General features: G+C 69.7%; 15 protein-coding genes. 2 read left to right on the forward strand and 13 right to left on the reverse strand.

What is annotated here, in order from left to right; genetic code table 11:
- Window positions 1-129: 129 nt before the first annotated feature.
- The 6 genes from AC31A1_RS06825 to AC31A1_RS06850 all read right to left on the reverse strand — a co-directional run bounded on the left by AC31A1_RS06825 (window position 130) and on the right by AC31A1_RS06850 (window position 9058).
- The gene (locus AC31A1_RS06825; RefSeq protein ID WP_489652346.1) at window positions 130-2166 is read right to left on the reverse strand and encodes an NAD(+) synthase; all 2037 of its coding nucleotides are present in this window, start codon (window positions 2164-2166) and stop codon (window positions 130-132) included.
- A 98-nt stretch (window positions 2167-2264) separates the two neighbouring features.
- Window positions 2265-2789, reverse strand: a complete 525-nt coding sequence (locus tag AC31A1_RS06830) for a hypothetical protein (protein ID WP_489652347.1) — start codon at window positions 2787-2789, stop codon at window positions 2265-2267.
- 25 nt (window positions 2790-2814) lie between these two features.
- Window positions 2815-5229 carry a DNRLRE domain-containing protein gene (locus tag AC31A1_RS06835; protein ID WP_489652348.1) on the reverse strand — a complete coding sequence of 805 codons (2415 nt, stop codon included), beginning with the start codon at window positions 5227-5229 and terminating at the stop codon, window positions 2815-2817.
- A 348-nt stretch (window positions 5230-5577) separates the two neighbouring features.
- The gene (locus AC31A1_RS06840) at window positions 5578-7497 is read right to left on the reverse strand and encodes a S53 family peptidase (RefSeq protein ID WP_489652349.1); all 1920 of its coding nucleotides are present in this window, start codon (window positions 7495-7497) and stop codon (window positions 5578-5580) included.
- A gap of 263 nt (window positions 7498-7760) precedes the next feature.
- The gene (locus AC31A1_RS06845; protein WP_489652350.1) at window positions 7761-8390 is read right to left on the reverse strand and encodes a DUF305 domain-containing protein; all 630 of its coding nucleotides are present in this window, start codon (window positions 8388-8390) and stop codon (window positions 7761-7763) included.
- Window positions 8387-9058, reverse strand: a complete 672-nt coding sequence (locus AC31A1_RS06850) for a thioredoxin-like domain-containing protein (protein ID WP_489652351.1) — start codon at window positions 9056-9058, stop codon at window positions 8387-8389. Before AC31A1_RS06850 ends, AC31A1_RS06845 begins: the two co-directional genes overlap by 4 nt.
- Before the next feature lie 353 nt (window positions 9059-9411).
- Here AC31A1_RS06850 and glnA point away from each other — a divergent pair, with 353 nt between their 5' ends.
- On the forward strand, window positions 9412-10773 hold the full coding sequence (glnA, locus tag AC31A1_RS06855) for a type I glutamate--ammonia ligase (RefSeq protein WP_019064820.1): 1362 nt from the start codon (window positions 9412-9414) through the stop codon (window positions 10771-10773).
- Between the two features lie 20 nt (window positions 10774-10793).
- Here glnA and AC31A1_RS06860 read toward each other — a convergent pair whose 3' ends face one another.
- The 7 genes from AC31A1_RS06860 to AC31A1_RS06890 all read right to left on the reverse strand — a co-directional run bounded on the left by AC31A1_RS06860 (window position 10794) and on the right by AC31A1_RS06890 (window position 16873).
- Window positions 10794-11417: a hypothetical protein gene (locus AC31A1_RS06860; protein WP_489652352.1), complete on the reverse strand. Its 624-nt coding sequence runs from the start codon at window positions 11415-11417 to the stop codon at window positions 10794-10796.
- A gap of 156 nt (window positions 11418-11573) precedes the next feature.
- Window positions 11574-12266 (reverse strand): hypothetical protein, encoded by a 693-nt coding sequence (locus AC31A1_RS06865; RefSeq protein ID WP_489652353.1) that lies wholly within the window; start codon window positions 12264-12266, stop codon window positions 11574-11576.
- Between the two features lie 171 nt (window positions 12267-12437).
- Window positions 12438-13457 (reverse strand): TolB family protein, encoded by a 1020-nt coding sequence (locus AC31A1_RS06870; protein WP_489652354.1) that lies wholly within the window; start codon window positions 13455-13457, stop codon window positions 12438-12440.
- Window positions 13454-14815, reverse strand: coding sequence for an MFS transporter (locus tag AC31A1_RS06875; RefSeq protein ID WP_489652355.1), 1362 nt, complete (start codon window positions 14813-14815; stop codon window positions 13454-13456). The genes AC31A1_RS06870 and AC31A1_RS06875 overlap by 4 nt, the downstream gene beginning before the upstream one ends.
- A gap of 1 nt (window position 14816) precedes the next feature.
- Window positions 14817-15692 carry an alkaline phosphatase family protein gene (locus tag AC31A1_RS06880; RefSeq protein WP_489652377.1) on the reverse strand — a complete coding sequence of 292 codons (876 nt, stop codon included), beginning with the start codon at window positions 15690-15692 and terminating at the stop codon, window positions 14817-14819.
- A 189-nt stretch (window positions 15693-15881) separates the two neighbouring features.
- Entirely contained in the window at window positions 15882-16322 is a 441-nt protein-coding gene (locus AC31A1_RS06885) for a VOC family protein (protein ID WP_489652356.1), read from the reverse strand.
- Window positions 16313-16873 (reverse strand): pyridoxamine 5'-phosphate oxidase family protein, encoded by a 561-nt coding sequence (locus tag AC31A1_RS06890; RefSeq protein ID WP_489652357.1) that lies wholly within the window; start codon window positions 16871-16873, stop codon window positions 16313-16315. Before AC31A1_RS06890 ends, AC31A1_RS06885 begins: the two co-directional genes overlap by 10 nt.
- Window positions 16874-17060: 187 nt before the next feature.
- Between AC31A1_RS06890 and AC31A1_RS06895 the strand changes: the two genes are divergently transcribed.
- A complete protein-coding gene (locus AC31A1_RS06895) occupies window positions 17061-20060 on the forward strand; it encodes a bifunctional [glutamine synthetase] adenylyltransferase/[glutamine synthetase]-adenylyl-L-tyrosine phosphorylase (protein ID WP_489652358.1) in 3000 nt (999 codons plus the stop codon).
- Window positions 20061-20112 lie beyond the last annotated feature (52 nt).

Here is a 20112-nt window from a genome sequence, read left to right on the forward strand (position 1 = left end):
CGTTGTCGTCGGTTGCCGACGCTCCGCGTCGCCGCCCTCCTCCGCCTTGCAGCTGCACGCACCACGCCCCGCTCACCGGCGCTGATCAGGCACCGCCGATTTCCTGCGACCTGATCCGCCGGACAGGCCCTAGTCGAACCGCGCCAGATCCCGCAGCCAAGCCGTGGCCGACCCGTCCGACGGTGCCCGCCAGTCCCCCCGAGGCGACAGCGAACCCCCCGCCGAAACCTTCGGCCCATTGGGCATCGCCGAGCGCTTGAACTGCGCGAACCCGAAGAAGCGCCGGCAGAACACCTCAAGCCAACGCCGGATCTCGGGAAGGTCGTACGCGACCCGCTTGGCCTCGGGGAACCCAGGCGGCCACGCCCCCGTCCCCACCTCGTGCCACGCATGCCACGCCAGGAACGCGATCTTCGACGGGCGGAAGCCGTACCTGAGCACGTGGAACAGTGTGAAGTCGTGCAGCGCGTACGGGCCGATCTTCGACTCCGTCGACTGCATCTCCTCGCCCGGTACCAGCTCCGGACTGATCTCCGTGTCGAGGATCGCGGTGAGGATCTTGCCGGTCTCCTCGTCGAACTGGTCGCTGCTGACGACCCAGCGGATGAGGTGCTGGATGAGGGTCTTCGGGACGCCGGAGTTGACGTTGTAGTGGCTCATCTGGTCGCCGACGCCGTACGTGGACCAGCCGAGCGCCAGTTCCGAGAGGTCGCCGGTGCCGAGCACGATGCCGTTGTGCTGGTTGGCGAGGCGGAACAGGTAGTCCGTGCGCAGGCCGGCCTGGACGTTCTCGAAGGTGACGTCGTAGACCGGCTCGCCGGAGGCGAAGGGGTGGTCCATCTCCTTCAGCATCAGCCGTGCCGTCGGCGTGATGTCCAGCTCGGCCGCCGTGACGCCGATCGCCCGCATCAGCGCGTGGGCGTTGTCTTTGGTGTGGTCGCTGGTCGCGAAACCGGGCAGCGTCCACGCCAGGATGTCGCTGCGCGGGCGCCCCGCGCGGTCCATCGCCCGCGCGGCGACGATCAGCGCGTGCGTCGAGTCGAGGCCGCCGGAGACCCCGATGACGACCTTCGGGCCGCCGATCGCCGCGAGCCGCTGCTGGAGGCCCTCCACCTGGATGTTGTACGCCTCGTAGCAGTCCTGCGCGAGGCGCTCCGCGTCGGCCGGCACGAACGGAAAGCGCTCCAGGCGCCGGCGGAGTCCCAAGTCCGTGAGCGGCGGGGCGAGTTCGAAGGAAACCGTGCGGAAGTCGGCCGTCCTAGCCCTGTGCGTACGGCGGTTGTCGTCGAACGTGCCCATCCGCTGCCGCTCCTGCCGCAGCAGGTCCAGGTCGACGTCGGCCACCGCGTACTCGTCGCCCAGCGGGAAGCGTTCCGTCTCGGCCAGCAGCGCGCCGTTCTCGTAGATCATCGCCTGGCCGTCCCAGGACAGGTCGGTCGTCGACTCGCCGAGGCCGGCCGCGGCGTAGACGTACGCGGCGAGGCAGCGGGCGGACGCCGAGCGGCAGAGCAGTTTGCGGTCCTCGGCGCGGCCGACCGTGATCGGGCTGCCGGAGAGGTTGACGAGGACCGTCGCGCCCGCGAGGGCGGCCTCGGCGCTCGGCGGCACCGGCACCCACATGTCCTCGCAGATCTCCGCGTGCAGCACGAGGGACGGTACGTCCTGCGCCGCGAACAGCAGATCCACCCCGAACGGCACGCTCTCACCGCCGAGTTGGATCGAACCGCCGCGCTCGTCCGCGCCATCGGCGATCTGGCGGCGCTCGTAGAACTCGCGGTAGTTCGGGGGATACGACTTCGGTACGACACCCAGGACCCGGCCCCGGTGCACCAGCACCGCGCAGTTGTAGATCCGGTTGCGGTGGCGCAGCGGGGCGCCGACGACCAGCACCGGCAACAGGTCCGCCGACCCCGTCACCACGTCCCGCAGCGCCTCCTCGACCTGGTCCAGGAGGACGTCCTGGAGGAGCAGGTCCTCGATGGAGTAGCCGCACAGGCCCATCTCGGCGAAGACGGCGACGGCGACGCCCTCCTCGTCGCACCGGCGGGCGTGGCGCAGGACGGCCTCGGCGTTGGCGTGCGGGTCCGCGATCACGGTGTGGCCCGTGCAGGCGGCGACGCGGGCGAAGCCGTGCTGATAGATCGACCAGAAGTTCAGTGGAGGCACGGGGTCCACTGTAATCGCCTGTAATCGTCAGGGCGACGCAATGGGGTGGCGTGAGGTGTGGTGCACCCCACGCCGCCCCGTCGTCCCTTCCCGTCGCGTCAGAAGTCCTGGTACGCGACCTGTCGGCCCGAGGCGTCCAGCGGCTTGGGCGACATCTCCTTGCCGTTCGCGGGGAGCGGCCAGTCCTTCGGGATGATCTGGATCCAGTAGCGACCGGCGGGCAGCTGCTTGCCGGCCGGGAACGGCTCGGTCGGCAGGATCTCCTTGGTCGCCACCCGGATCTGGGTGGCGCGCGAGGGCAGCGGCCCGTAGTTGATGTCGCTGTCACCGGGCCCCGGACCACTGGCGTAGTAGCCCGACGACGGGTTCTTCTCGTCGAACCCGCACGCCCCGGCGTCCGGTCCCCCGGAAGCTGTGGGCCCGCCGGGCCCGTCGACCTCCATGCACAGCTGCCCGCCCTGCTGCCAGGCGTACACCGACCAGGCGTTGCCCTGGTAGACGCCGCTGGTCAGCAGTACGTGCGGGGTCTGCGTCGACGGGGAGTGCACCGAGCAGCCGGCCGCCAGCAGGGCGACGGCCGTGACCGCCACCGCGCGCGGGCGGGCGGGCCTGAATGCGTTCACGTCCGCTCCTCTCTTTCTCCGGGCTTCAGAACTTGGTGTGCGGAGACACGATCCACACGTGCAGGTTGGGGTGGCCGGAGGCCCAGGTCTTCTGGCTGCCGTCCTTGAGCAGCGGTTCGTTCTTCCGGGTGTTGGAGTGCTGGTCGATGTAGAGGTTGCCACCGTCGTTCTTCACGATGACGCCGGTGTGGGAGATCCCGGAGAACGAGCCGCCCGACCAGTTCGCGAAGATCAGATCGCCCGGGGAGGCGTTCAGGGCGTAGCCGTAGAAGTACGAGCCTTCGATGTTCTGGAAGTTCGCCTGGTGGTAGGCGCCCGCCCACGAGTAGCTGGTGGTCGCCCCGAGGAGGCCGTGCGACTGGAACCAGTAGTGGTCGTCGGAGTGGTGCGCCGGCGGAACACTCGGCGTGTTCTCGCTCAGCTTGCCGCCGTAGTGGAGGGCGCGGGAGGCGAAGTCGGTGCAGTCGTCCGAGAAGCCGTTGTATGTGCCGTCGTACCATTTGTTCGCCCAGGCGACGACGCCGGAGAGGTTGGCCCAGTGGCCGCTTGACGCGCTGACCGTCTCGGTGCCGGCGGTGAAGTATCCGGTACTGGAGCTGGTGGCCAGGGCGGACGACGTGCTCGCGGGCGTTCCGTCGAGGGTGGCGGAGTAGGCGGTGATCTCGGAGGCGGCGGTCACCGGTTTGACGAGGGCGTCGGCGTCGGCCGCCTGGGAGATCTGCGGCACGGTGCCGGTGACGCTGAAGGTGTACGCGTCCTGGTCGATCGCCTCGCCGGGGACGGTGTCCGTGGTGCCGGTCCTGGTGTCGACGGTAGTGAAGGTCTCGTCCGCGGTGGTGTAGACGGTCACCGTGCCGCCGTCCGCCGAGAGGGCGGCGAGGGAGTTCGACAGGGCCGTGGTGTCGCTGGTCTCCGACTCGCTGTTCGCGGCCTCCGCGGTGTGCACGCCGGCGTCGGCGGTGGACTCGTAGCCGAGCCAGGTGGACACGTAGGCCGAGTAGGAGTCCGAGGCCAGTGCGGCGGTGGACGTGGTGTAGGTGCCCTTCTGCAGTCCGTCGCGGGCGTTCAGCATCTGGCCGGCCGCCTGGATGTACTGGGCGGGCCCGCCGGGCACCGCCTCGGGGCTGACCCCTGTGGCACTGGCCGCCGGTCCGGTGCCCACCGGGTTGGTGGCGGTGACCTTGACGGTGTAGCTCGTCCCGTCGGTCAGACCGGTGAGCAGGGCCTCGGTGGTGGTGGACGTGTTCGCCGTGGCCACGGTGCTGCCGGCGGCGTTGACCGCGCTGACGGTGTACGAGGAGATGCCGTCGCCGGGGTCGACGTTGTCCGTGGCGTTCTCCCCCTCGACGTAGCCCGTCGAAGCCGGTGCGGCCCAGGCCACGAGGACACCGCCGTCACCTGCGGTCGTCGTCAGCGAGGTGGGGGCGCTCGGCACGGCGGGCGGGGTGTACGTCACCTTGATCGACGCCGCCCCGGAGGCCGCGGTCGGACCGGCGTAGCCCTCCCCGGAGGTCGCGGTCGCCTCGTCCGACGCCGACAGCAGGATGCCGTCGTCGGCGACATCGCCGTTGGCCCACTCCGCGACCAGCGGCGTGATGTCGTAGGCGCCCACCGACTCGGTGCCGCTCGCGGTCAGGGTGGTGCTGACCGCGGCGAGCGACGTGCCGTCGGTCTGCGCGGTCACGCTGTCCTGTGCCAGCCCGATGTTCAGGGTGTCGCCGGCGCAGCCGCCCAGGCAGGCGGTGGACGTCAGGTCGAGGGTGGCGCTGTCGATGGTGGATCCGGCGGGGACGGCCGACAGGTCCGGTCTGAGCGCCGACACCCAGTGCGAGGTGCCGTCCCCTCCGACCTCCAGCGTGGCGGGGTTCTGCGAGAGCGGGCACGGCGAGCCGGAGCACGCGGTGGAGTCGCTCTTCGCCGTCTCCGCGGTCAGCGACGAACCGGTGATGGTCACCGAGTCGGGCCCCGTCGTCGTCCCGGGCGAGGACGTGGAGGTGGTGGGGGTGAAGCTGATCGCGCCGCTGCTGGCGTGCACGCAGGCCGAGATCGACGCGGTGACCCACCACTTGTACGTTGCCCCGATGCTCAGCGCGCCCGCGGGCACCTGGTAGGTGAGGCGCTGGCCCGAGAGGACGGTGCCGGTGGCCATCGGCGTGCCGGCCACCGCGTTGCCCGAGCTGTCGGTGACGAACAGCGAGCCGCTGATGCTGCCGACGCCGTTGTACGTCTCAAGAACCGTCGACAGCACCGGGGTCGTGGTGGTGGAGTTCGCGGACTCGGGCTCCACCACGATCGGAGTCTGGTCGGTCGTCGCCCCGGGGCAGATGACGGCCTCGGCACGGCCGGGAGCCACCAGCACGCCGACCAGCAGGGCGAGCAACAGCAGGACGGCGCGCGACACTTGGGCCGCGGGTCTCGAACGTACAGTGCTGTGTGACATGACATCCCCGTTCGGTGGTCAAGGGTGAACGGGGGGTCGGCTGATCCGCGTGGCGGACGGCGACCTCGGCGTCGCGACTCGAAGGTGTTCGGCCTGCTCCGGCTCTCGAAGACTGCCCCCCGTACGAACTGGTGCGGCGGCCCGCGAGGCCAAGTTGTCATTCCCCCGTCAACCGCTGCGCCCTGACCGTATCTCCAGGGGATCTTCACGCATAGGGCCGGTGACCTGTGATGACCATACGGAGACCGCCCCTTTCCCCGTGCGTTGCGCCTGCTTGAAGAATGCGCAACGCAAAGGGGCGTGAGGTCCGTAAGAACCCCACGCCCCTCTGCTGAACCGCTCTGTGGATCAGTGGTTCCGGTGCGACTTCTGCGGTACGTACGACGCGACGTAGCCGTCCGCCGGCGTGCCCACGCCGGTCACGTCGTCATAGCCCTTCACCGCGGACAGCGAGCTGTCCTTGCCGAGGCTGCGGACCGAGGTCAGCAGGCCTTCGGAGGCGTCGAAGCTGTTGGCGAAGTCGACGCGCGCCACCGCCAGGCCGGAGCCCGTCGGGTTGTCGGTCACGTCGTGGTAGGCCTTCGTGCCGTACTTGGAGTAGATCGACGGGTTGGCGAAACCGATCGCCTTGCCGCCGCGCGCCTCCTGGGCCAGGGCCTGGACCGCCGCGATCACCGGGGAGGCGAGCGAGGTGCCGCCGATCCGGTACTCGCTGTACTGCTCCGAACCGTCGGGGAAGGTCTGCGTCTGGCCGACCTTGAAACCGGTGTTCGGGTCGGCGATCGCCGAGATGTCCGGGACGACGCGGTTGCCGGTGGCGCTGTTGGCCGTGGCGAGCGCCTTCGGGACGACACCCTTCTGGTAGAAGGGCTCGGCCACCGTCTTGCTGGTGCCGCCGCCCGCGCCCGAGGTGAAGGCGCCGGGGAAGCTGGTCCAGCTCTTGCCGTCGGCCGACAGCGAGGCCTTCTCGGTGCCCCAGCCGGTCTCCCACAGGTACTTGTCGCCCTTGCCGACAGCCAGCGAGGTACCGCCGACCGCCGTCACCCACGCCGAGTTGGCCGGGGTGTCGACCTGCTTCACCTTGGTGTTGGCGACCTCGTCGCCGTTGTCACCGGAGGAGAAGTAGAAGCCGATGCCCTCGACCGCGCCCAGCTGGAACACCTGGTCGTACGCGGCCGCGAGGTCCGGGGTCTGGTTGGCCTCGATGTCGCCCCACGAGTTGGAGACGATGTCGGCCAGGTGGTTGTCGACGACCTTGCTGAGCGAGTCGAGCAGATCGTCGTCGTAGCAGGACGCGGCACCCACGTACGTGATGTTCGCGTCCGGCGCCACCGCGTGCACGGCCTCGACGTCGAGGGTCTCCTCGCCGTACCAGCCGGCCGCCCCGCACTCCACCGTCTTGGTGTAGTTCGCGGGGAGCACCTGCCTGAGCGTGCTGGTGGTGTACTTCGCGTCGCCGTGGGCCTTCGCGTACGTGGCCCCGTCGTAGGCGATCGTCGGGGAGGCGTACGCGTCGGTGATCGCGACCCGCACCCCCTTGCCCGTGTACTTGCCCGCGCCGTAGGCGGCACGCAGCTGCTTGCCGGTGTAGCCCTGGATCGCGTACGGGATCTTCTGGCCGTAGGCGGAGGGCAGCGTGGTCGCGGTGTTCGAGCCGTAGTACGAGGAGAACGGCCCGGAGTTCTTGAACACCGCGTCCGGACCCGGCAGCGTGTCGTCGTGGCTCGCCGTGTGCGGCGCGTTGTCCAGACCGGTCACGGTCAGGACGGCACCGTTGAGGCTGTCCGGCGCGGAGGCCGTCTTCGACGGGGCGCGGTAGGTCTTCGAGCCCTTCGAGTAGTTGTGCAGCGAGGTGCTGAACGCCTTCTCGACCGCGGCCACGTCACCGGAGACCGTGACGTAGTGCTGCGTGGTGCCGGTGACCTTCAGCCCGGCGGACTTCAGCCAGGACTTGACGGCGGTCACCTGGGCCGTCGTGGCGCCGAAGCGCTGCTGCACCTGAGCGGCGCTCAGGTACTTGCCGTACAGGGCCGAACTCGGGTCCGAGACGGACTTGGCGTACGCCGCGAGGCCGGAGGCGTCCCGGCCGGCGAGATAGACCCGGGCGGAGACCTGGGAGCTGTCGGAGGTCGCTCCCTTGTCCGCCTTGGCCGTCGCCCACGCGGGCTTGGTGCCCGCGAGCGTGTCCCGGCCCGGGCTGTCCGCGGCGTGCGCCGCGGGTATGCCGAGCGCCAGCGCACCGGCGATCATGGGCAGTGTCGCTGCCATGCTCACCCCGGCGCGCCTGGTGGCGCGATTGGATCTCATAAAACCCCCTGCTATGCGGTTCGACGCATGGAGTGGTTGGTCGTCGTCGATCCGTACGGAACCCGCGGCGGGAGGGTCCGGGATGGATCACACGTGGGGCCACTCTTTCGATGAACCGTTCATGCCAGGGGAACGCGAAAGTCAAGAGAACCCCAAGGAACCTTCATCCAGGGCGAATTGGGGCTTTTTTCCTTACAGGCGTGTAACGAACGACCGGGGATGCTTTACGAACGCGCTTTTGCGCCACGCTCCTTGAGCATGTCGGCCATCAACTGGATCTCCGACTGCTGCGCGTCCACCATCCCCTGCGCCAGCCGCTTCTCCACCCCCACCCGGCACTTCTCCACACACCCCTCGGCCATGTGGATACCGCCCTTGTGGTGGTCCGTCATGAGCTGGAGAAAGAACACCTCGGCGGGCTTGCCGCTCAGCGTGTTCAGCTTCTTCAGCTCGGTGTTGGTCGCCATCCCCGGCATCAGCGCGCCGTCCTTGCCGGACGCCATGTCACCCATGCCCATCCAGGTCATCGGCGGATCGGCCGACACCTTCGGAAGGTTCCACAGGTCCAACCACCCCAGCAGCATGCCCCGTTGATTGGCCTGCGTCTGCGCGATGTCGTAGGCGAGGCGCCGTACCTCCACGTTCTTCGTACGGTCCCGCACGATGTACGACATCTCGACGGCCTGCTGGTGATGGACCGCCATGTCCCGCGCGAAGCCCCCGTCGGCCGAATCGGCCGTAGGAGCAGGCGGGTCGCTGGACCCGCCGCCGTCCTCGGCGACCGCGTACGTGATCGCGCCGGCCGCGACGAGCGCCGTCGCCGCGGCCCCGGCGATCAGAGCCGCGGACCTCACTGCGACAGCCCGCCAGTGCACGCGGCGCCCGGCTCCGGCGTCTGGCTGCCCTGGACGAACTTCTCGAAGAACGTGTTCACGTCCGGGTCGCTCGCGCTCTTCACGGTCCGCTGGTGCCCCCACGCCGACAGCATGATCGGGTCCTTCTGGCTGTCGTACGGGCTCATCAGCGAGTACGGCGTCGACTTCACCTTGGCCGCGAGCGCCTTGACGTCGGCCGCCGAGGCCTTCTTGTTGTACGTCACCCAGACCGCGCCGTGCTCCAGCGCGTGCACCGCGTTCTCGTCCTTGACGGACTTGGTGTACACGTCGCCGTTGCAGTTCAGCCAGACCGGGTTGTGGTTGCCGCCCACCGGCGGGTGCATCGGGTAGTTCACCGTGCCCGTGACGTGGGTACGGCCCAGCGTGCCCTTCCAGGTGTTCACACCGTCCGCGCCCGCGACGAAGTGACCCGAAGCGGAGTTCTTCGAGTCGCTCGCCGAGCTGTCCTTCTTGCCGGACTGCGCGTGCACGACCGCGACCCCGCCGACGACGAGACCGGCTACGACCACCGCGCTCGCCGCGATCTTCACGATCCGGGCGCGTCGCTCGCGGGACTGCTCGGCGCGCCGCATCTCCTCGATGCGGGCCTTGCGCGCCGCGGTACCGGTGTTCTTGGCGGAACCCATGAGGTATGTGTCCTTTTTGGGGGAAGGGACGGGGAAGGGACAGGAAGGTCGGGCGTGCCGATCGTAGTGGGCGGAAACACGTTCTCGTAGGGCGCCCACAGCAAAGTCGGGGGAACACCAGGGTCACCCCCGGACCAGGCATTACGAATGTCAGTCCGAGCAGGCAAGATGGTCACAAGAGGCGCAACAGCGCAGGACACCTGCCGTACGCGAGCCGTTCAGCCCGAGGTCGGCCTGCCGATCATGGTCGGCAACGCGCACGAAATGGTGTTGTGGTGGGATGCTCAGGTGCCCGACCGCCTCCTGCGGTACGAGGACAGGCGGCCTGACCAGCAAGGATGGGGAAGCGGAAGATGGACAAGCAGCAGGAGTTCGTGCTCCGGACGTTGGAGGAGCGCGACATCCGGTTCGTACGGCTGTGGTTCACGGACGTGCTGGGCTTCCTCAAGTCCGTCGCCGTGGCCCCCGCCGAGCTGGAACAGGCCTTCGACGAGGGCATCGGCTTCGACGGCTCCGCGATCGAGGGCTTCGCCCGGGTCTACGAGTCCGACATGATCGCCAAGCCGGACCCCTCCACCTTCCAGGTCCTGCCGTGGCGGGCGGAGGCCCCCGGCACGGCCCGCATGTTCTGCGACATCCTCATGCCGGACGGCTCTCCGTCCTTCGCGGACCCGCGCTACGTCCTGAAGCGTGCCCTCGCCAAGACCTCCGACCTGGGCTTCACCTTCTACACCCACCCGGAGATCGAGTTCTTCCTCCTGAAGGACCGCCCGCTGGACGGCTCGCGCCCGACGCCCGCCGACAACTCCGGCTACTTCGACCACACCCCGCAGAACGTGGGCATGGACTTCCGCCGCCAGGCGATCACCATGCTGGAGTCGATGGGCATCTCGGTCGAGTTCTCCCACCACGAGGGCGCCCCCGGCCAGCAGGAGATCGACCTCCGCTACGCCGACGCACTCTCCACGGCGGACAACATCATGACGTTCCGCCTGGTCATGAAGCAGGTGGCGCTGGAGCAGGGCGTGCAGGCGACGTTCATGCCGAAGCCGTTCTCGGAGCACCCGGGCAGCGGCATGCACACGCACCTCTCCCTCTTCGAGGGAGACCGGAACGCGTTCTACGAGTCCGGCTCGGAGTACCAGCTCTCCAAGGTCGGCCGCTCCTTCATCGCGGGCCTGCTGAAGCACGCGGGCGAGATCTCCGCCATCACCAACCAGTGGGTCAACTCCTACAAGCGCATCTGGGGCGGCTCCGAGCGCACGGCCGGCGCCGGCGGCGAGGCCCCCTCGTACATCTGCTGGGGCCACAACAACCGCAGCGCCCTGGTCCGCGTCCCGATGTACAAGCCCGGCAAGACCGGCTCCGCGCGCGTGGAGGTCCGCTCCCTGGACTCGGGCGCGAACCCGTACCTGGCCTACGCCCTCCTCCTCGCCTCCGGCCTCAAGGGCATCGAAGAGGGCTACGAACTCCCCCCGGGCGCCGAGGACGACGTCTGGGCCCTCTCCGACGCGGAACGCCGCGCGATGGGCATCGAGCCGCTCCCGCAGAACCTGGGTGAGGCGTTGACCCTGATGGAGCGCAGCGACCTCGTCGCCGAGACTCTGGGCGAGCACGTCTTCGACTTCTTCCTGCGCAACAAGCGGCAGGAGTGGGAGGAGTACCGGTCCGAGGTGACCGCGTTCGAGCTGCGGAAGAACTTGCCGGTGCTGTAGCCGGTTCCGCAGGAGGCCGCTCACCGGCCCGTGGGCAGTTTCGCCGTGATGGAGCGGGCGACCTGGACCACCGTGTCGTGCGACACGGTGGTCGGTGTCGTCGAGGTACCGGCGACGGTCGCGAGGGTCAGGACCCACTCCCGGGACCCCGCGTTCCACACGACGAAGGTGAGCTGCTGCTTCGCCTGGGTCTGGTACGCGGTCTCCCGGAACGCCTGGCGGCCCAGGGCGTCCACCGTGTCGACCCGTACGTCGCGCATGCCGGCGGAGGACGGGTTCGCGGCCAGGTTGTGGGCGGCGGAGAGTTCCGCGGCGTAGGCGCGGGAGGCCGGGGTGAGGGACAGCGTCGAGCGGCCGTCGGCGGAGGTGTAGTCGCAGACGTCCGGGGCGGCACCCTTGTTGGGGCTGCCCCGGGCCGCGAGCCGGGCGTCGGGGACGATCCGCCGGGCGACGCCCGTGGTCAGCACGGTGCACAGCTGCGACGGCGGCAGTGTCTTCATCGAGGGTGTCGGACTGGGCGCGGTGGTGGCGGCCGCGGCCGACGGCGTGGAGTGGGCGGTGTTGTCGCACGCGGCCAGCAGACCGCAGGCGAGCACCGTGAGGGAACCGGTGGCAGCACGGAAGAGACGACGACGCACCGTCATGGAGATCAAGTCCTGTTGTTCTGGGCTTGGTTGGCCTGGTCGGGCTTTGCTTGGTCTGGTCTGGCCTGGTCTGGTCTGGTCGGGGCGGAGCGGGAAGAGGTCGGGCCGCTGAGGCACCTCGCCGAACGGCCAGGTGCCTCAGCGGAAGCCGACTGATCACTTCCAGACGTTGTACGTCCCGTAGTCGCTGACCTTGAGGTTGGTCGTCCAGCTGCCCCAGCGCTCGTTCGGGGACCAGGTGTACTCGAACGCCTTGCCGTTCGGGTTGGTCGGGCTCGGCAGGCACTTCGCGCCGGTGGAGTGGTAGATGCCCTGGTAGACGCCCTGCGTCCAGCGGCGCTGCACGACCTGGATCGGCTGGGCGAACTGCCCCGGGCTCAGGTTGGTCGTGAAGGTGTACGAGGTCGTGGTGGAGCCGGTGCGGCTGTAGGAGGGGGTGATCTCATCGAGGAACGAGCCGACCTTGGGGATCGGGATCTTGATGCTGAGACCGACCGACGCCTGCCAGCCCGTCGTCTTTGACTGCTGCCAGGCGTACGAGCAGCTCGGGACGTTCCACGGGCACTGGAACGTCGGGCCCCGCCATATCCAGTCCTGCCAGGTGTTGTTGGCCTGCTGCACGCTCACCGACTGCGTCTGGTGGTCGGTGGACCAGTTGCCGGCCATGTCGTGCGACGAGTTCTCCGAGTTCTGAAGGCACTCCTGGCTCGCCGCCGAGGCGACCCCGGGGGACGCGAGCAGCACCATCGGTGCCAGCGCCAGCGTCGCCAGCCCCATCCACTTCTTGCTTGTCCTCTTCCGTGCGACCACGGAATCCCCACTACGGCGCGTGCCGGCGTTGACCGTCACCCTTGTCTCCTCTGCGTCGTGCGCCGGCAGCGTGCGCCGGGCGTCTGACACCGAGATTCGACGCCGGGGAGTTGTTCGGACACCTGCTCCTCAGGGGCCAATCAATTGCTGACCTGCGGCTGGGGCATAGTTCACCTGCCCGTCACAACGCCGTCGCACAGCTGTCGTGCGCTACTTCAGGAACGCCGGAGACACCGCCGCCGTGCTGATCCGCCGAGCCCTGCCCGTGCCGTCCGCGGGGACGCTGTACAGGTCCGCGCCGTAGTCGCCGGGCATGGCGTAGACGATCGTGTGGTCGTCGCGCCAGACGGCCTGGTCGTCGACGCTCCTCGGCTCGGCCAGTGAAGTCTCGCGCATCGTGCGGAGGTTGAGGACGTAGAGGTGCCAAGGGGCGTCTTTCGGGAGGCCCTTGACGCGTTTCTTGTACGCGATGCGCGTGCCGTCGGGGGAGAGGGACGGGCATTCGACGTCGGTGTGGAGCGTGGTGACCGTGCGCGTGCGCAGGTCGCCCCGCACCAGATAGGTGCTGCCCTTCGTCGCCAGCGTCGCGTAGAACGTGCGGTCGTCCGACGCGAAGGTCACGCCCCAGAAGTTGACGTCGGCCGCGTGGTAGACGTGGCCGTCCTTGATGATCCGGAACGACTCCAACGTCGGGATCAGTTTCCCCGTCCGTGTGTCCACGATCGCCGCCCGCGTCGAGAAGTTCGTCCCGGCATACGAGTCGCCGCCCACGAACGCCGTCCACGCGGCGAAGTGGCCCGTGGGGGAGACCCGGGCACGGGAGGGGATGCCGGGGACGTCGTAGCGGGCCGTCTCCTTGAGGTTCGCGTCGAGGATCAGCGCGCGGTACGTGTCCGTGACCGTGCCGTGGACCGCCTGGAGACAGACCCCCGTGCCCGAACTGGCGTAGAAACGCAGGCACTTGACGCCCGCGGCGGTGCGGGGGCCGGAGGGGTCGGATGCCGGGACCGTGGTGAGTTCGTCGCGGTGGGGGCCCCAGGCCATGTTGCGGAACACCATGGTGCCGGGTGCGGTGAGAGTGATCCTGCCCGCGGTGATCTTCGGGCCGCCGGGCTGGGTCACGTTCCGTCGCTCGGCCCGGGCCGACGCGTGCAGGACCGAGGCCGTGGCGACCGCCGCGAGTGCGGCTACGGCCGCGAGGAGGACCAGGAGGCGGTTGCGCAGGGTCATGAGGCAGGCTCCAGAACTGATCGGCCCGGGCGGAGTGTGAACGCGAACGCCGCGCAGACCGCCAGCGCCGCCGCCGACGCCGTGAGCGCCGTACGGTCGCCCCACAGCGTCCACGCCGCACCGAAGCCGAGCGAGCACACGAACCGTGCCGCCGCCTGGCCCGTCTGCACCAACGCGAGCCCCGACGACCGCAGTTCCTCCGGCACGCTGTCCGAGGCCGCGGCCATCAGCACGCCGTCGGTCGCCGCGTAGAAGGCGCCGTGCAGCAGGAGGACGGCGTAGGGGAGGGCCGTGCCGTGCCAGGACGTCAGCAACAAGGCGTACGCCGTGAGGAGGGCGCCGTGGCCGCCGAGGAACACCCGCCAGCGGCCGACACGGTCCGCGAGCCGGCCGAGGGGTACGGCGAGGAGGAGGAAGGCCGCCGCCGTGCCCAGCGGCAGCAGCGCGAACCAGCGGTCGGGGACGCCGAGTCGCCGTTGCAGCAACAGGTAGACGAAGGAGTCGCTGACCGTCGCGAGGCCGAGGAGGAGCGCGCAGACGGTGATACGGCGCAGGTCGCGGCGGGCGAGGAGGGCGAAGGCGGCGCGGAGGGTGGGGCGTACGGCCTTCTCGGCTACGGCCTTCTCGTCTACGGCCTTTTCCCCTACGGCCTTTTCCTCTACGGCCCTCTCCCGTGCGGCTTTCTCTGTGCGGGGCGCGGCAGTTGACGACGATCCCGGCACGAACAGCACCAGCACCAGGACGCCGACGACCGCCACGCAGAAGCTCACCGTGAACACCGCGTCGTAGCCGTCCACCGTCGCCCGGAGGATCAGGAACGCCACCAGCGGGCCGAGCAGCGCGCCCGCGGTGTCCATCGCGCGGTGTACGCCGAAGGCACGACCCCGGTTCTCCGGGGTGGAGGAGAGGGAGATCAGCGCGTCTCGGGGTGCCGTGCGCAGGCCCTTGCCCGTGCGGTCGGCGGCGAGGATCAGGCCGATCGGGGTGAGGGTGTGGGCGAGCAGGAGCAACGGCTTGCAGAGCGCCGAGATGCCGTAGCCGATGCCCGCGATCCACTTGTGGCGGCCGCCGCCGCGGTCGGCGAGGTGGCCGCCGGCCAGCCGGACGAGCGCCGAGAAGCCGTTGTAGATGCCGTCGAGGAGACCGAAGCCCAGCGGTGACAGGCCGAGGCCCGTCACCAGGTACAGCGGGAGGACCGCGGTCACCATCTCGGACGACACGTCGGTGATCAGGCTGACCGCGCCGAGTGCGAAGACGGTGGGCGTCACGGCGGCGGACACTCGCGCCGTCCTACGGGCAATACCCGTAGTACTCCCGGCACTTGGGTCGGCGTTGGCGCGGCTGTCCGCCACGTACATCTCAGGACGCCCAGATGCCGGTGATGTCGGCGGCCGAGGCCGCGTTGCCCGCATGGGTGGTCAGGCCCTGGGAGTCCTCCAGGGTCCGCAGCAGGTTGTAGTGGTTGTACGTGGTCGAGGACGTCGAACCCGCCTTCACCGGCTGGCCGTAGAAGACCGTCGGGATGCGGTTGCCGCTGAGCAGGTTGTCCTCGTCGAAGGTGACGACGAGCAGGCTGTTGTGGGACTTGGCCCAAGTGGCGTACGCGCCGAGGTTGTTCATCACCCAGGTGTCACCGGTCGCCACCGAGCAGTCGTGCATGTCGCTGCACAGGTTGGGGGTGACGAAGGAGATGTCGGGGAGGGTCGTGTAGTCCGTCGGGAACTGCGTGAACGTCTTCGCCGTGGACGTCGCGACGTTGGAGAATCCGAACCAAGGGTTGTGCTTACGCGCGTAGTTGCCGCTGCTGCACGTCGTCGAACCCTGGCTCGGCAGCGTCTCGTTGTAGCTGGCCCAGGTGCCGCCAGCGGCGGTCACCTCGGAGGCGAGGTTCGCGGCCGAGGAGAAGCCCGCCGTGTAGCAACTGTCGCTGGTGATGCCCTGGGTGGAGCCGGAGAACAGCGCGAAGTAGTTCGGCTGGCTCGGGTGGGTGATCCCGTACGACTGGGTGAGGGCGGCGCCGCCGGTCGCGAGCGAGTTGATGTAGGGGGCACTGGAGGAGCCGATGACCTGGCTGTAGGCGTGGTTCTCCATCACCACCACGACGACGTGGTCCGGGGTCGGTACCCCGGTCGCGGCGTGCGCGGTCGAGACGGTGCCGAAACCGGTCCAGACCCCGACGGCGGCCGCCGAGAAGGCGAGCGCGGACGCCACGACGGCGCGGCTGCGGCGGTACACGGAACGGCCGGAACCGCCGGACACTTCTTCACTGCCGGACACTTCTACCTCCGGGTGGGGGGGAGGACGGGGTGACGGTGCGGACAGAGCATGCACACGCCAAAATGCCCGCATCTCACCGCTCCCAACCCGGCGGATGAAGAAGTGGTGAACTGCTGCCGGTGGTGAGCTACTCCTGCCGCTGGTGAACTACTCCTGGAGCGCCGCCACTTGGGCCAGCACCTGGTGCAGCGGCTCGGCGGCCCGCTTCCGGTACTCCTGGATCGCCCAGCCGTTCCCGTCCGGGTCCTTGAAGTACATGAACGTCGCCCCGTCCTGCGGCGCGAACTGCACCGGCTCGCTGACATCGAGCCCGCGCGCGGTCAGTTCGTCGTAGGCCGCCTTGGCGTCCTGCACGCACAGCTGCATGCCGTGGTACGTCCCCGGCTGCGGTGTCCCGGTGGGGATCTGCAACCCGGCGACCAGCGCGATCGAACAGCCCGAGCCCGGCGGCGTCATCTGCACGATCCGTACGCCCTCCATCACCTCACCGTCGAGATCGACGTGGAAGCCGACCTTGTCCCGGTAGAACTCCTTGGCCCGGTCCACGTCCGAGACCGGCAGGACGATCACTTCGAGGGTCATGTCCATGGCTTGACTCCTTTGTCAGGCACGTCTTTGTCAGGCACGCACTCGAACCGCCACCGCGTCTGGCTGAACGGCTCTCCCTTACCGAAGCCGAAAACCGTGCGGGGCGCCACAGCGAAGACGTACGCGTACCCGGAACCGTGATGAAACGCCCCGTCCCGCACGTCGAAGCGCCAGAAGCTGCCGTACTTCGCCTCCCACGCGGCGGCCAGCTCCCGCAGCCGGCCCTCGTCCGTGACCCGCGCGGCCGCACCCTCGACGACCAGGTCGTACCCCTTGTCCCAGGTGCTCGTGCCCGTCGTCAGCACGACCTGCGGGTTGCCGGCGAGGTTGCGCGCCTTGCGCTCCTCGGGCCCGGTGCAGAAGTGCAGCGCCCCGTCCGCCCACACCGCGGGCAGGGGCGTCACATGCGGCCGCCCGTCCGGCCGTACCGTCGAGATCCAGAACTGCCCGGCCGCCGCGAGCTGAGCCTCGGCCGCGGACCAGTCGGTCGCGGTGGCCGCCGGGTCGCTGTAGCGGGGGTCGAGACGGGTGATCGGCTTCTTGTCGGTCATCGGCTACCCCTAGTCCCTGAGCCGTAGGTCATCGGCTACTCCCTGAGTCGTACGTCCTCCCCTCTGCAGACTCCACCCCCCTCCGGAACTCATCGCCGCACGCCCCGGCGCCACCGCCCGCACCTGCGGTTAGGCTCGGGACGTTACGACCTAGATCCGAACGACCTTGATCCGAGGGAGGCCGAGGATGACGGCGCCGGGGCGCAGGAGCAGCACCTTCACGCGACTGCTGCGGCACGGCTTCACCGATCCCTCGGCCGCCGAGCGGCTCCTGGAGAGCGCGGAGCTGGCGCCGATAAGGAACGACCCGGTCCTGCTGGAGGCCCTGGGCGCCACCGCCGACCCCGACCTGGCCCTTCAGGGTCTCGTACGACTCCTGGAGGCGCAGCCCGAGGACACTCCGCGCCGCGAGCTGGTGGACACCCTGATCGCGGCGAAGCCCTTGCGCGACCGGCTGCTCGGCGTCCTCGGCGCCTCCGCCGCCCTGGGGGACCATCTCGCCCGGCACCCGCGCGACTGGCACGCCCTCGTGATGTACGAGCCGCGTGACCTCCACCCCGGGGTGGAGGAGTTCGAGCGCGGCCTGGCCGGGGCCACCGACCCGGTCGCCCTGCGCGTCGCCTACCGCCGCTGCCTGCTGTCCATCGCCGCCCGTGACGTGTGCGGCACCACCGACCTCGCCCAGACCGCCGCCGAACTCGCCGACCTCGCGACCGCCACCCTGCGCGCCGCCCTCGCCATCGCCGGTGCCGCCGCGCCCGACGACGCCGCGCTGTGCCGGCTCGCGGTGATCGCGATGGGCAAGTGCGGTGGCCACGAGCTGAATTACATCTCCGACGTCGACGTGATCTTCGTCGGCGAGGCCGTCGAGGGCGCCGACGAGGGCAAGGCGGTCCGCGCGGCCACCAAGCTCGCCGCGCACATGATGCGGATCTGCTCCGAGACCACCGTCGAGGGGTCCATCTGGCCCGTCGACGCCAACCTGCGCCCCGAGGGCCGCAACGGCCCGCTGGTCCGCACTCTCGCCAGCCACCTCGCCTACTACCAACGCTGGGCCAAGACATGGGAGTTCCAGGCCCTGCTCAAGGCTCGCCCGGTGGCCGGCGACCTCGCGCTCGGCGCCGAGTACGTCGACGCGCTCGAACCCCTCGTGTGGAAGGCCGCCGAGCGCGAGAACTTCGTCACCGACGTGCAGAAGATGCGCCGCCGTGTCGTCGAGAACATCCCCGTCGCCGAGATCGACCGCGAACTGAAGCTCGCCCCCGGCGGCCTCCGCGATGTCGAATTCGCCGTCCAGCTCCTGCAGTTGGTGCACGGCCGCGCCGACACCTCGCTGCGCAGCGGCACCACGCTCGTCGCCCTTGAGGCCCTCGCCGCCGGCGGCTACGTCGGCCGCGAGGACGCCGCCCGCCTCGACGACGCCTACCGCTTCCTGCGCACCATGGAACACCGCATCCAGCTCTACCGGCTGCGCCGCACCCACCTCGTCCCCGTCGAGGAGGCAGACCTGCGCCGCCTCGGCCGCTCGATGGGCCTGCGCACCGACCCGGTCGCCGAGTTGAACCGCGAGTGGAAGCGCCACGCCACCGTCGTACGACGCCTGCACGAGAAGCTCTTCTACCGCCCGCTGCTCGACGCGGTCGCCCAACTCGCCCCCGGCGAAACCCGGTTGAGCCCCCAGGCGGCCCGCGAACGGCTGGTCGCCCTCGGCTACAGCGACCCGGCGGCGGCCCTGCGCCACATCGAGGCCCTCGCCTCCGGCGTCACCCGCAAGGCCGCCATCCAACGCACCCTGCTGCCCGTCCTCTTGGGCTGGTTCGCGGACTCCGCCGATCCGGACGCGGGCCTCCTCAACTTCCGCAAGGTGTCCGACGCGCTCGGCAAGACCCCTTGGTACCTACGGCTGTTGAGGGACGAGGGCGCCGCCGCCGAGAACCTCGCCCGGGTCCTCTCCGCCGGCCGTCTCGCCCCCGACCTCCTCATGCGCGCCCCCGAAGCGGTCGCCCTCCTCGGCGACGGCGACGGCGGCAGCGGCCTCGAACCCCGCGAACGCGCCCACCTGGACCAGGAGATACTGGCCGCGGTCGGCCGTGCCGACGACGCCGCCCAGGCCGTCACCTTCGCCCGGGGCGTCCGCCGCCGCGAACTCTTCCGTACGGCCGCCTTCGACATCGTCGGCTCCTACGGCACCGAGACCCAGCCCGTCGAGGCCGACCAGGGCGCCCTCGTCGACCGGGTCGGCAGCGCGGTCTCCGACCTCACCGCCGCGACCCTCGCCGGCACCCTGCGCGCGGTGGTCCGCGCGGGCTGGGGCGACACCCTCCCCACCCGATTCGCCGTCATCGGCATGGGCCGCTTCGGCGGCCACGAACTGGGCTACGGCTCCGACGCGGACGTCCTGTTCGTGCACGAACCCCGCGAGGGCGTACCCGAGCGCGAGGCCTCCGAGGCAGCTAACAAGGTCGTCTCCGAGATGCGGCGGCTGCTTCAGGTGGCCAGTTCGGATCCGCCGCTGCTGATCGACGCGGATCTCCGGCCGGAGGGTAAGTCGGGCCCGCTCGTACGGTCGTTGAAGTCCTACGAGGCGTACTACCGCCGGTGGTCGCTGGTTTGGGAGTCGCAGGCGTTGTTGCGGGCCGAACCTGTCGCCGGGGACGAGGAGTTGGGACGGCGGTTCATCGAGCTGATCGATCCTCTGCGGTACCCGGCGGAGGGGCTGGGCGATGATGCCGTACGGGAGATCCGACGGTTGAAGGCCCGTATGGAGTCCGAGCGGCTGCCCCGCGGGGCTGACCCGACTCTGCATACCAAGTTGGGGCGTGGGGGGCTGTCCGACGTCGAGTGGACTGTGCAGCTGATGCAGTTGCAGCACGGGTGGGTGGAGCCGGGGTTGCGTACGACGCGTACTCGGGCGGCGCTTGCTGCGGCTTGCGCTGCCGAGCTGATTTCCGTTGAGGACGCTTTGATACTGGACGAGGCTTGGGTGTTGGCTACGCGGGTTCGTAACGCGGTGATGCTTGTGCGGGGGCGGGCTGGCGATACGTTTCCTTCTGATCCGCGTGAACTGGCTGCCGTGGGGCGGTACTTGGGGTATGGGCCGGGGCATGTGGGGGACATGCTGGACGACTATCGGCGTACTACTCGGCGGGCGCGTGGTGTGGTGGACGTGTTGTTCTACGGGGCCTAGAGGGTTGCTTTTCGGCTGACCGCCCGGTGGGGGCTGGTCGCGCCCGCGCGGC

Source organism: Streptomyces sp. P5F9, from assembly GCF_057961495.1.

Bases quoted from the DNA above. Each gene is read 5' to 3' on its own strand.
- AC31A1_RS06875 (WP_489652355.1), bottom strand. From the start codon at position 14,815: ATGTACGTGGCGGACAGCCGCGCCAACGCCGACCCAAGTGCCGGGAGT.
- AC31A1_RS06890 (WP_489652357.1), bottom strand. From the start codon at position 16,873: ATGACCGACAAGAAGCCGATCACCCGTCTCGACCCCCGCTACAGCGAC.
- AC31A1_RS06840 (WP_489652349.1), bottom strand. From the start codon at position 7,497: ATGGCAGCGACACTGCCCATGATCGCCGGTGCGCTGGCGCTCGGCATA.
- AC31A1_RS06850 (WP_489652351.1), bottom strand. From the start codon at position 9,058: ATGGGTTCCGCCAAGAACACCGGTACCGCGGCGCGCAAGGCCCGCATC.
- AC31A1_RS06870 (WP_489652354.1), bottom strand. From the start codon at position 13,457: ATGACCCTGCGCAACCGCCTCCTGGTCCTCCTCGCGGCCGTAGCCGCA.
- AC31A1_RS06895 (WP_489652358.1), top strand. From the start codon at position 17,061: ATGACGGCGCCGGGGCGCAGGAGCAGCACCTTCACGCGACTGCTGCGG.
- AC31A1_RS06835 (WP_489652348.1), bottom strand. From the start codon at position 5,229: ATGTCACACAGCACTGTACGTTCGAGACCCGCGGCCCAAGTGTCGCGC.
- AC31A1_RS06885 (WP_489652356.1), bottom strand. From the start codon at position 16,322: ATGGACATGACCCTCGAAGTGATCGTCCTGCCGGTCTCGGACGTGGAC.
- AC31A1_RS06860 (WP_489652352.1), bottom strand. From the start codon at position 11,417: ATGACGGTGCGTCGTCGTCTCTTCCGTGCTGCCACCGGTTCCCTCACG.
- glnA (WP_019064820.1), top strand. From the start codon at position 9,412: ATGGACAAGCAGCAGGAGTTCGTGCTCCGGACGTTGGAGGAGCGCGAC.